Here is a 12,394-nt window from a genome sequence, read left to right on the forward strand (position 1 = left end):
AAGTAAAATTGCAAAAATAGCTACAGTTTACGATTTGCCTATGAAAACATTTACACTTGGTTAGCCCGTGTTTTTTGGAAAAAACTGTGTTATAATTTTTAGTTGGAAATAAATAATAAGATTTAGAGGAAAAAATGACAAAATTTAGAGAAGATATCCGTAACATTGCGATTATCGCCCACGTTGACCATGGGAAAACAACCCTCGTTGACGAATTATTGAAACAATCTGAAACTCTTGATGCACGTACAGAGTTGGCAGAGCGTGCTATGGACTCAAACGATATCGAAAAAGAGCGTGGAATTACCATCCTGGCTAAAAATACAGCTGTTGCTTACAATGGAACTCGTATCAATATCATGGACACACCAGGACACGCGGACTTCGGTGGAGAAGTTGAGCGTATCATGAAAATGGTTGATGGTGTTGTCTTGGTCGTAGATGCCTACGAAGGAACTATGCCACAAACTCGTTTCGTGTTGAAAAAAGCCTTGGAACAAGACCTTGTCCCAATTGTTGTTGTCAACAAAATTGACAAACCATCAGCTCGCCCAGCAGAAGTAGTGGATGAAGTCTTGGAACTTTTCATTGAGCTTGGCGCAGATGATGACCAGCTTGACTTCCCAGTTGTCTATGCTTCAGCTATCAACGGAACATCTTCATTGTCAGATGATCCAGCTGATCAAGAAAAAACAATGGCACCAATCTTTGATACCATCATCGACCATATCCCAGCTCCAGTCGATAACTCAGATGAGCCTTTGCAGTTCCAGGTATCACTCTTGGACTACAATGACTTCGTAGGTCGTATCGGTATCGGACGTGTCTTCCGTGGTAGTGTGAAAGTTGGGGACCAAGTTACTCTTTCTAAACTAGACGGTACAACGAAGAACTTCCGTGTAACAAAACTCTTCGGTTTCTTTGGTTTGGAACGTCGTGAGATCCAAGAGGCCAAAGCAGGTGACTTGATTGCCGTATCTGGTATGGAAGATATCTTTGTCGGTGAAACTATTACGCCGACGGATGCTATTGAACCACTTCCAATCCTTCACATCGATGAACCAACCCTTCAAATGACCTTCTTGGTAAATAATTCACCATTTGCAGGTCGTGAAGGAAAATGGGTAACGTCTCGTAAGGTGGAAGAACGGTTGCAGGCTGAGCTACAAACAGACGTTTCCCTTCGTGTTGACCCAACGGACTCACCAGATAAGTGGACCGTTTCAGGTCGTGGAGAATTGCACTTGTCAATTCTTATCGAAACCATGCGCCGTGAGGGGTATGAACTTCAAGTGTCTCGTCCAGAAGTTATCGTAAAAGAGATTGATGGTGTTAAATGTGAGCCATTTGAACGTGTTCAAATCGATACTCCAGAAGAATACCAAGGATCTGTTATCCAAAGCCTTTCTGAACGTAAGGGTGAAATGTTGGATATGATTTCAACTGGTAATGGTCAAACTCGTTTGGTCTTCCTTGTTCCAGCGCGTGGTTTGATCGGATACTCAACTGAGTTCTTGTCAATGACGCGTGGTTACGGTATCATGAACCATACCTTCGACCAATACTTGCCACTCATCCCAGGTGAAATTGGTGGACGTCACCGTGGTGCCCTTGTTTCTATCGATGCTGGTAAGGCTACAACATACTCTATCATGTCTATCGAAGAACGTGGTACTATCTTTGTTAACCCAGGTACTGAGGTTTACGAAGGAATGATCATCGGTGAAAACTCTCGTGAAAACGACTTGACTGTTAATATCACCAAGGCCAAACAAATGACCAACGTTCGTTCAGCTACTAAGGACCAAACAGCTGTTATCAAGACACCTCGTATCTTGACCCTTGAAGAGTCACTTGAGTTCTTGAACGACGATGAGTATATGGAAGTAACACCAGAGTCTATCCGTTTGCGTAAACAAATCTTGAACAAACAGGAACGCGAAAAAGCTAATAAAAACAAGAAAAAACAAGCAGCAGAATAAATCATTGAGTTGACTGGTGGTAGAAAGGAGCAGCATGATTTACCTGATTATTGGAATATTGATCCTGCTTTTCTATGTATTTGCCATTCCAACTAGTATTAAGGGAACGCTGAATGTCTTGACATTTGTACTTTTGCTGGTTGCCTTGATCATTTTGCTTGCTTTGGCAATTTTTCAAATTTTTAAATTGCCTGGAGAATTATTTGTGAGTATCTTTTTGATTATTATTACAGTGTGGGCCTTGATGGACATCGAGCGTCTAGTACCATCTCAGAAATCAAAAGAACTTTAAGCCCATAAACTATAAGGAAGGAATTAGGATTTCAAAGGTCGTGTAGACTTTTGGTACCCTAATTCCTTTTGTTTATCTAAAGCAAGATTCTTCGATGGTGGTTTTGGCTGAGTAGAAAGATAATACAGATACCGATGTATTTCATTTAAAGAAGGCCCGATTCTTTTGAATTCTGTTCACTATCAGTGAGGAAATCAGGTTTGATAAGGCACGGGAAATCAGATGTTCTGGACAGTTATCGACTGTATAAATAGGTTTTTCGAAGGTTTCAAATAGAATAACATTTCTTCTTATTTATTAAAAGCTGCTAACAGTTAAAATAAAAGCCTGATATGACTTTTTTATTTTCGCAAAAAAAGGTAAAATAGAAGGTAGTATGAATGAAGAGGTACATGATGAAGACTATTTCAAAATTTGCCAATAAGAAAGTCTTGGTGTTGGGTTTAGCTAAATCAGGGGAGTCAGCTGCCCGTCTTTTGGATAAGCTGGGAGCGATTGTGACGGTCAATGATGGGAAACCTTTCGAGGAAAATCCAGCAGCCCAATCTTTGCTAGAAGAAGGAATTAAAGTCGTGACAGGTGGTCATCCATTGGAGTTATTGGATGAAGATTTTGAATGGATGGTGAAAAATCCGGGTATTCCTTACAATAATCCTATGGTCATGAGGGCTTTGGAAAAGAAGATTCCTGTTATTACTGAAGTCGAGCTGGCTTATCTGATTTCGGATGCACCGATTATCGGGATTACTGGCTCAAATGGAAAAACTACCACCACGACCATGATTGCGGAGGTGCTAACAGCAGGCGGACAAAATGGCCTCTTGTCAGGAAATATCGGATTTCCAGCTAGTCAAGTTGCCCAAGATGCGGGTGAAACAGACACATTGGTCATGGAACTTTCTTCTTTCCAACTAATGGGAATCGAAGCCTTCCATCCAGAAATAGCGGTTATTACAAATCTGATGCCAACGCATCTGGACTATCACGGCTCTTTTGAGGAATATGTGGCAGCCAAGTGGAATATCCAAAAAAATATGACAGCTTCTGACTATGTCGTGTTGAATTTCAATCAAGACTTGGCGAAAGAATTAGCTAAGAAGACAGTTGCCAAAGTGCTTCCTTTTTCAACTAAAGAAAAGATCGATGGAGCTTACTTGGACGGCGATGTGCTGACTTTCCGTGGGGAAGCCATTATGACAGCTTCTGAACTAGGCGTGCCTGGTAGCCACAATGTAGAAAATGCTCTAGCAACCATTGCAGTAGCCAAACTGCGCGGGCTTGACAATCAAGTTATTAGAGAAACTCTGGCTCATTTTGGTGGTGTCAAGCATCGCCTCCAGTATGTGGGCGAAATCAATCAAGTCAAATTTTACAATGACAGTAAATCAACTAATATTTTAGCGACACAAAAAGCTTTGTCAGGCTTTGACAATAGTAAGGTCATTCTGATTGCTGGTGGTCTGGATCGTGGTAATGAATTTGATGAATTGGTGCCAGATATCAAGGGGCTGAAAAAGATGGTGATTTTGGGCGAATCGGCTGCGCGTGTTAAACGGGCTGCGGATCAAGCAGAAGTAAGTTATCTGGATGCTTCAGATGTCAGAGATGCTACTCGCAAAGCCTTTTCTGTGGCGGAGCCTGGGGATGTTGTCCTTCTCAGTCCAGCCAATGCCAGCTGGGATATGTATAAGAATTTTGAAGTGCGGGGCGATGAATTCCTTGCCGTGTTTAAAGAATTAAAGGAATAAAATGAAAAAAATAGTATTTACAGGCGGAGGGACAGTTGGTCATGTGACCCTCAATCTTTTGCTGATGCCTAAATTTATCGATGAGGGCTGGGAAGTCCATTATATCGGTGACCGCCATGGGATTGAGTACAAGGAAATTCAGAAATCAGGTCTACCTGTTGTTTTCCATTCGATTGCAACTGGCAAGCTCCGTCGCTATTTTTCTTGGCAGAATCTCTGGGATGTTTTTAAAGTGGCAGGTGGCATTCTCCAGTCGTTGGGCATCATGCTAAAAGTCCGTCCCAAAGCTCTATTTTCAAAAGGAGGCTTTGTATCTGTTCCACCAGTGATAGCGGCGAAGGTGACGGGCGTTCCAGTTTTTATTCATGAGTCTGACTTGTCGCTTGGTCTGGCCAATAAAATCGGTTATAAATGCGCGACAAAGATGTTCACGACTTTTGAGCAAGCTGAAGGCTTGAGCAAGGCTGAACATGTTGGAGCGGTGACCAAGATTGCTGCCCTCCCTCAAACGGAACCGGCTGAGATTGAGAAAATCAAGGCTCATTTCACAGAAGGAAAACCTACCTTGCTCTTTGTCGGTGGCTCAGGAGGCGCGAAAGTTTTCAATGATTTTATTACCAAAAACAAGGATCGCTTGATTGAAAAATATAATATTATCAATCTGACGGGCGATGCTAGCTTGGATGAGCTTTCCCACCGTATCTACCGAGTGTCCTATGTGACAGATCTGTATCAGCCGTTGATGGCTATGGCAGATGTCGTCGTGACACGAGGTGGTTCCAATACTATTTTTGAATTACTGGCGATGAAGAAGTTGCAAGTAATTGTACCTTTGGGGCTGGGGGCAAGTCGAGGAGATCAGATTGAAAATGCCAACTACTTCTTGGAAAAAGGCTATGCGCTTAAAATCAATGAAGAAAACTTGAATCGGGTCAATCTCCAAGTAGCAGTGGATGATTTACTAAGAGAAAAGGATGCTTATTATCAACGAATGGAAAAAGCGCCGGAATTAAAATCTGTAGATGATTTTTATGAAATTTTGAAGCAAGATATTAACAAAGGGAAAAAATGAAAAAAAGCAAGGAAGACAAGCAAGAAACGGCTCAACTTTCTCTTTCTGAATGGCAAGTCAGAAACAAAGAGTATCTTGAGAAAAAAGCTCAAGAAAAGGCAAAAAAGCAAGCTGAGTTAGAGAAAAAAAGAGCTGAACTAGAGCAGAAAAAAGAAGAAATGAAGGCGGAACTGGAAAATCAGGAGCCTTCTAATGAAGAAGATATAGTCTCCGAAGAAATTGACACAGACTCTCCTACAAGTGAAGAAGAAACTGCAGTTCAAGATTCTGAAAGTGAGTCTGAAGTTGAGGAGGAAGATGAAGCTGAAGCTCAGGACCAAGAGCAAGATGAAGAAGAAGTAGAGCAGCTTGAGCTACCAAAAGTTCCAATTGAGAAAATCCACTGGTATCGAGCTTTGCCAGTTTTAGTGACAAGCTCCCTGGTTTTTTTAGCTTCCCTTTATTTTCTCACACCGCTGGCAACTATGAAGACCATTGAATTTACTGGAAACAAGGTGGTGAGTCAGGAGGAACTAAAAAGCAGTAGCAAAATCGATCAGCGCGATTATACTGTTACTGTTTATAAAAATCGCCATCATTACGAGAAAAATCTGAAAGCTTCCAGCCCTTGGATTGAAAATGTAGAGATGACCTATCAATTCCCACTGACTTTCAAAATCGATGTTCAGGAATATGGCATTTTAGGTTATTTGCAGAAAGATTCTAAGTATTATCCTATTTTAACCAGTGGAGAATACGTAAAAAATGAGGTTGCGGCTGATGCCTTGCCCGAAGAGCGGATGGATGTGACCTTTTCGGATGCAGGCTTGATCAAGGAATTCGTTCAACAATTGAAGAATGTTCCTGATTCGATCAAAAAAAGTATGAGAAGGGTTGATTTAACTCCTAGCAAGGTGACAGAGGATTTAGTGACTATTACCATGTCTGATGAACATCAAGTTTTAGTTCCTATTTCTCATATTGCTAAGAAACTTCCCTACTATGAAGGAATTCATCCTCAGTTGGAAGTGCCAAGCGTGGTCGATATGGAGGCTGGTATTTTTAGCTATGCGCAAGGCACAGAAAATGAAGTTATCCATGAAGCTAGTAACGATGCGCAAGATACAGAATCTTCAACTCAACATGCAGAGCAATCTACCGAGCATTCTGCTCAATCTCAGGCAGAAAAGCCAGAGATTTCTGAAAATAACTAATTATTATAGATAAAAAACTGCGCCAATTTCGTATTTTTATGATATAATAAAGTTTGGATAACCCTATTTTCTAGAGTTATTTGTATTAGAATGGAAACGTGGAAGACAGAGAGGACTGATGTAATGGCTAGAGATGGCTTTTTTACTGGATTAGATATAGGAAGTAGCACAATTAAAGTGTTGGTGGCAGAGCACATCAACGGTGAAATGAATGTTATTGGAGTCAGCAATGCAAAGAGTGCTGGCGTTAAAGATGGGATTATTGTCGATATTGAAGCAGCAGCAGCGGCTATTAAATCAGCAATTTCTCAAGCGGAGGAAAAAGCGGGGATTTCAATTGGACTAGTGAATGTTGGCTTGCCTGCAAATCTACTGCAAATTGAGCCAACTCAAGGAATGATTCCTGTGACTAGTGACTCCAAAGAAATTACCGATGAAGATGTCGAGAGCGTTGTAAGATCTGCCTTGACCAAGAGCATGACTCCTGACCGTGAAGTAATTACCTTCATCCCAGAAGAGTTTGTTGTTGATGGCTTCCAAGGGATCCGTGATCCTCGTGGTATGATGGGGATTCGCCTAGAAATGCGTGGCCTACTCTACACTGGTCCTCGTACAATCCTGCATAATCTCCGTAAAACAGTGGAGCGTGCAGGAGTAAAATTGGAGAATATTATTATTTCTCCTTTAGCGATGACAAAATCCATCTTGAATGAAGGAGAACGAGAGTTTGGTGCGACAGTCATTGATATGGGTGGCGGACAAACTACAGTTGCTTCTGTAAAAAATCAAGAATTACAATTTACCAATATCTATCAAGAAGGTGGTGACTATGTCACAAAAGACATTTCAAAAGTCTTGAAAACTTCTCAGAAATTGGCAGAAAGCTTGAAATTTAACTATGGTGTAGCTTATGTACCATTTGCAGGCACAGAATCTTTCCCAGTTGAAGTCATCGGGGAAGTTAATCCAGTTGAAATAACAGAAACCTATCTAGCTGAAATCATCTCTGCTCGTATCAAACATGTTTTTGAACAAATCAAGCAAGATTTAGATAGAAGACACGTGTTAGATCTTCCTGGTGGTATCGTCATCGTTGGTGGTGGAGCGATCTTGCCTGGCGTTGTAGAATTAGCTCAGGAAGTATTTGGCGTTCACGCTAAATTATATGTACCAAATCAAATCGGTATCCGTAATCCAGCTTTTGCTCACGTGATTAGTCTTTCAGAGTATGCTGGCAATCTGACCGAAGTGGATCGAATTGCACAAGCTGCTGTTCGTGGAGACGAGCAGTTGCGTCATCAAGCAACTAGCTTTGAACGTCCAAGCCATAGAGTACCTCGCTTTGATCATCAGCCGGTTGAACCAGTTCAACCAGTTCAAGAGGTGGAACCAGAAGTTGCACCTATTAGAAATGAAGTACCACAAGAGGAACCAAAAGCTAGTCTTACAGATAAGATGCGCAATTTAATTGGTAATATGTTTGAGTAAGGAGAATAAATAGATTATGACATTTTCATTTGATGCGGCTGCTGCACAAGGCGCAGTCATTAAAGTAATTGGTGTCGGCGGCGGCGGCGGAAACGCTATTAACCGAATGATCGATGAAGGTCTTGCTGGCGTAGAATTTATCGCAGCAAATACAGATGTGCAAGCACTTAGCAGTGCAAAAGCAGAAACAGTTATCCAGCTTGGTCCTAAGTTGACTCGTGGTCTGGGTGCTGGAGGTCAACCTGAGGTTGGTCGTAAAGCAGCTGAAGAAAGCGAAGAAGTTTTGACAGAAGCCCTTCAAGGAGCAGACATGGTCTTTATCACTGCTGGTATGGGTGGTGGCTCTGGTACAGGTGCTGCACCAGTTATTGCTCGCATCGCTAAATCAGTAGGCGCCCTAACTGTAGCAGTTGTGACACGTCCATTTGGCTTTGAAGGAAGCAAGCGTGGTAATTTTGCCGTTGAAGGAATCAACGAACTGCGTGAACATGTAGATACTCTTTTGATTATTTCAAACAACAATCTTTTGGAAATTGTTGACAAGAAAACTCCGCTTCTCGAAGCCTTGAGTGAAGCTGATAACGTATTGCGCCAAGGGGTTCAGGGTATTACTGACTTGATTACCAGCCCTGGCTTGATCAATCTTGACTTTGCAGACGTGAAGACTGTTATGGAAAACAAAGGTAATGCTTTGATGGGTATCGGTATCGGAAGCGGTGAAGAACGTGTTATCGAAGCAGCTCGCAAAGCTATCTACTCTCCACTTCTTGAGACAACTATTGACGGTGCAGAAGACGTGATCGTCAACGTTACTGGTGGCCTAGATATGACTTTGATTGAAGCAGAAGAAGCTTCTGAAATCGTTAATCAGGCAGCTGGTCATGGTGTCAACATCTGGCTTGGTACTTCTATTGATGAGTCTATGAAGGATGAAATCCGTGTGACTGTTGTTGCAACAGGTGTTAAAGAAGATAAGGTTGATAAGGTAAGTGGATTGCAAGGCGTTAAACCTGCGAGCCGAGCTAATCAAGTACGCTCAGCACAATCATCTGCTCATTATGATCGAAACTTCGATATGGCAGAAACAAGAGAAATGCCAGCTCCTTCTCATCGCTCAACTGTAGAAACTTCTAGAGCTTCAGCCTTTGGAGATTGGGATTTACGTCGTGAATCAATCGTTCGTCAAGCAGAACCTGTGCCTTCTAGCCGTGTTGAGCGCTTTACAGATATTAAGGAAGAAGATGACGAACTTGAAACACCGCCATTCTTTAGAAATCGCTAATTAAATGGATTTTCAAGCAAATAAAGATTTAATTTTTCAAAATGTTGCTCAAATAGTTGAAAAAGAAAATCGATTGAAGGACTCCGTAAACATCATTGCGGTTACTAAATATGTTGACTGTGAAACAGCGAAAAAACTCGTGGATACAGGAATCAAACATATTGGAGAAAATCGAGTAGATAAGTTTCTTGAAAAATATCATGCTTTAAAGGAAGAAAACCTTACCTGGCATTTGATTGGTAGTTTGCAGAGAAGAAAAGTGAAAGATGTGATCAACTATGTTGATTATTTCCATGCTTTAGACTCTGTCAAATTGGCTCAAGAAATCAACAAGCGAGCAGATCATGTGATTAATTGTTTCTTGCAAGTCAATATTTCAAAAGAAGAAAGCAAGCACGGTTTTTTAGTTGAAGAACTAGATAGTGTTTTACCAGAGCTTGCAGCCTTAGAAAATATTTGCATTGTTGGCCTGATGACCATGGCTCCATTCGAAGCCGATCATCAAGAGCTGAATCAGATTTTTTCAGAGGCACATCAGCTTCAATTAAACTTACAAAGCAAACAGTTAAAAAACATGCCCTTTTCTGATTTGAGTATGGGAATGAGCCGTGATTATCCAGAAGCGATTGCCAACGGCTCAACCTATGTCAGAATCGGAACAGCATTTTTTAAATAGGAAAGAACTATGTCATTTAAAGATAAATTTAATAAATTTATAGAATACTTTACAGAAGATGGAGAAAAGTCTGACTTACCAGTACAGCCTTTAGATGAACCTGATTCTGTTTTGAAGCAGGCAGAGGTTGAGCCAGTTCCGGCTGCATCAGCAAAGGAAAACGCACGTACTCGTTCAGCTTCTTCACAAGTCCAACAAAAGCCTGCAACGGAAAATATTACTAGATTGCATGCTCGCCAACAAGAACTGGCTCAGCATCGAGTGAAATCTAGTGAGAAGGTTACGATTGATGTTCGCTATCCGAAAAAATATGAGGAAGCGACAGAGGTTGTTGATTTACTTGTGGCGAATGAGAGTATCTTAATTGATTTTCAATATATGACAGAGGTACAAGCAAGACGTTGCTTGGATTATCTTGATGGAGCACGCTATGTTTTGGCTGGGAACTTGAGAAAAGTTGCTAGTACCATGTACTTGCTTACTCCAATCAATGTTGTCGTCAATGTAGAAGATATTCGCCTTCCCAACGATGTGGACCTGAGTGAATACGATTTTGATATGAAACGCAGCAGATAATTAATGATTTACTTTATTTTAAAATTAGTTTCTAATCTAATTGATCTTTACTCCCTTCTCGTCTTCGTCTATGCACTCTTGTCTTGGTTCCCTGGAGCTTACCAAACAGCCCTAGGAAGGCTTGTTGGTTCTCTGGTTGAACCATTTTTGCGTTTGTTCCGCAGGTTGCCTTTGCAGTTTGGTAGATTAGACTTTACTGTTCTGGTGGCACTTTTTGCCTTGAGAGTGCTTGATACTTTATTTCTACACTTCCTCGCCTCCTTGTTATTGCTATGGTAAACAAGATCTATCAGCATTTTTCTCAGGATGATCAAGATTTTCTGGATAAAAGCATGGAATTGCTTCAAAGAGTAGAAAATCAATATAGCTATGAGACGACTGCTTTTTTGAATCCTCATCAGGTCAATATTCTCAAAAATTTGAGTAAGCAATATGATGTGCAAGTATTTGCTAGTTCAGATTATTTTCCAAGTGAGTTTGCTAAAGTGTTGATTGCACCTAGCTATTATCAATTAGAACTCGAAGATTTCGATGTGGTCTTGCTAGAGATTACCTATGCAAGTAAGTTCTATAAGGTGACTCATTCACAAATTATGGGAACTCTTTTGCATCAGCTAGGGATTGAGAGGCGGACATTTGGCGATATTATCGTTGTGGATGACCGTGTACAAGTATTTGTGGATAGAAGATTAGAAGAATATTTCATTACGAATGTTTCTAAAATAGCTAAAGTTCCAGTTCGGCTAAGAAGAGTTGATTTCAGAGAGCAGCTACAAGAGTCACCAGCGACTAAAACAACAGATGTTTTGGTCTCTAGTCTCAGATTGGATAAGCTGGTAGCGACAGTGTTTAAGTTATCACGTAGTCAAGCTGTGGAACTAATCATGGGGAAGCAGGTAAAGCAGAACTACAGAACCATTGATAATCCTAGTCAACAGCTCTCTCTGGGGGATTTGATTAGCGTTAGGAAATATGGAAGATTTAAGATTTTAACAGAAAATGGTTTTTCCAAAAATGGGAAGCATAAACTAACAGTTGAATTATTACCTAGCAAATAAGGAGGAAATATGGCACTAACATCATTAGATATTAGAGATAAAGCTTTTTCGACCAGATTTAGAGGGTACGATATCGATGAAGTTGAAGAATTTCTTGATATCATTGTCAATGATTATGAGGAATTAATCCGTGAGAATCGTGAGAAAGAAGCAAAAATCCGTAATCTTGAAGAGCGTCTAATTTATTTTGATGAAATGAAAGACTCGCTCAGCCAATCTGTTTTGATTGCACAAGATACAGCAGAGCGGGTCAAACAGGCAGCACAAGAACGTTCAGGAAATATTGTGCAGCAAGCAGAGCAAGATGCGCAACGTTTATTAGATAGGGCCAAGTATAAGGCAAATGATATTCTTCGTCAGGCTACAGATAACGCCAAAAGAGTAGCTGTTGAGACAGAAGAATTGAAAAATAAAACGCGTGTCTTCCATCAGCGTCTCAAATCGACAATTGAAAGTCAACTAAGTATTGTTGACTCTCCAGATTGGGAAGACATTCTTCGTCCGACTGCTACCTATCTCCAAACCAGTGATGAAGCCTTTAAAGTAGTGGTTGAAGAAGCGCTTGGTGAAAAAATAGAGCTTGAGGAAGAAGTAGATGTTACTCGTCAATTCTCACCTGAGGAATTAGCTGAATTGCAAGAACGAATTGAGCAAGCAAATCGAGAATTGGCAGAAACACAGACGCTTCAGACCATAGATGAAGAGTTGATCCAAGCACAACAGAAAGAAATTTTAGAATCTGGAGAACTTTCAGATTTGGATGAAGATTCTAAAGTTCAAGTGGATCTTTTATAAGTGCAGAAACACAAGGCAAGCAAAATATTTTTAGCGAGCAGGTGGTGGTGAAAGACCTGTAATCCCTTTTGTTTGGCTTATCATTCTGCTTCATCGTTTCTGAATCGAGTAAGAAACGACGTCCGCCTACGTTACGGGCTAAGAGGGACAGGCTTTTTCCTGTCTAAACAAAGGTGGTACCACGAATTTTCGTCCTTTCGGAGAAGTTTGTGGTTTTTTATTTTGAAAATTA

12 protein-coding genes are annotated in these 12,394 nt (G+C 40.9%); all 12 read left to right on the plus strand.

Annotation, left to right across the window (positions count from 1 at the left end; genetic code table 11):
* Positions 1–134: 134 nt before the first annotated feature.
* The 12 genes from typA (at position 135) to O3651_RS08205 (ending at position 12,162) form a co-directional block, all read left to right on the plus strand.
* Positions 135–1,982 (plus strand): translational GTPase TypA, encoded by a 1,848-nt coding sequence (gene typA, locus O3651_RS08150; protein WP_125387525.1) that lies wholly within the window; start codon positions 135–137, stop codon positions 1,980–1,982.
* 34 nt (positions 1,983–2,016) lie between these two features.
* Positions 2,017–2,274, plus strand: coding sequence for a DUF3165 family protein (locus tag O3651_RS08155; protein WP_005590808.1), 258 nt, complete (start codon positions 2,017–2,019; stop codon positions 2,272–2,274).
* A 395-nt stretch (positions 2,275–2,669) separates the two neighbouring features.
* A complete protein-coding gene (murD, locus tag O3651_RS08160) occupies positions 2,670–4,022 on the plus strand; it encodes a UDP-N-acetylmuramoyl-L-alanine--D-glutamate ligase (protein ID WP_371610171.1) in 1,353 nt (450 codons plus the stop codon).
* A gap of 1 nt (position 4,023) precedes the next feature.
* Positions 4,024–5,094: a UDP-N-acetylglucosamine--N-acetylmuramyl-(pentapeptide) pyrophosphoryl-undecaprenol N-acetylglucosamine transferase gene (locus O3651_RS08165; RefSeq protein ID WP_371610157.1), complete on the plus strand. Its 1,071-nt coding sequence runs from the start codon at positions 4,024–4,026 to the stop codon at positions 5,092–5,094.
* On the plus strand, positions 5,091–6,287 hold the full coding sequence (locus O3651_RS08170) for a cell division protein FtsQ/DivIB (RefSeq protein ID WP_371610158.1): 1,197 nt from the start codon (positions 5,091–5,093) through the stop codon (positions 6,285–6,287). Before O3651_RS08165 ends, O3651_RS08170 begins: the two co-directional genes overlap by 4 nt.
* Positions 6,288–6,410: 123 nt before the next feature.
* Positions 6,411–7,775: a cell division protein FtsA gene (ftsA, locus tag O3651_RS08175; protein ID WP_371610172.1), complete on the plus strand. Its 1,365-nt coding sequence runs from the start codon at positions 6,411–6,413 to the stop codon at positions 7,773–7,775.
* Positions 7,776–7,791: 16 nt separating this feature from the next.
* Entirely contained in the window at positions 7,792–9,057 is a 1,266-nt protein-coding gene (gene ftsZ / locus O3651_RS08180; protein ID WP_062004489.1) for a cell division protein FtsZ, read from the plus strand.
* Positions 9,058–9,061: 4 nt separating this feature from the next.
* Positions 9,062–9,733 carry a YggS family pyridoxal phosphate-dependent enzyme gene (locus O3651_RS08185; protein ID WP_371610159.1) on the plus strand — a complete coding sequence of 224 codons (672 nt, stop codon included), beginning with the start codon at positions 9,062–9,064 and terminating at the stop codon, positions 9,731–9,733.
* 9 nt (positions 9,734–9,742) lie between these two features.
* Positions 9,743–10,309 (plus strand): cell division protein SepF, encoded by a 567-nt coding sequence (locus O3651_RS08190; protein ID WP_314044304.1) that lies wholly within the window; start codon positions 9,743–9,745, stop codon positions 10,307–10,309.
* 3 nt (positions 10,310–10,312) lie between these two features.
* Positions 10,313–10,588, plus strand: a complete 276-nt coding sequence (locus O3651_RS08195) for a YggT family protein (RefSeq protein WP_061910824.1) — start codon at positions 10,313–10,315, stop codon at positions 10,586–10,588.
* Positions 10,582–11,367, plus strand: coding sequence for an RNA-binding protein (locus tag O3651_RS08200; protein WP_371610160.1), 786 nt, complete (start codon positions 10,582–10,584; stop codon positions 11,365–11,367). Before O3651_RS08195 ends, O3651_RS08200 begins: the two co-directional genes overlap by 7 nt.
* 9 nt (positions 11,368–11,376) lie before the next feature.
* The gene (locus O3651_RS08205) at positions 11,377–12,162 is read left to right on the plus strand and encodes a DivIVA domain-containing protein (RefSeq protein ID WP_371610161.1); all 786 of its coding nucleotides are present in this window, start codon (positions 11,377–11,379) and stop codon (positions 12,160–12,162) included.
* The last annotated feature ends 232 nt before the right edge of the window (positions 12,163–12,394 follow it).

Source organism: Streptococcus sp. 27098_8_73, from assembly GCF_041432495.1.
Taxonomy (GTDB): Bacteria; Bacillota; Bacilli; order Lactobacillales; family Streptococcaceae; genus Streptococcus.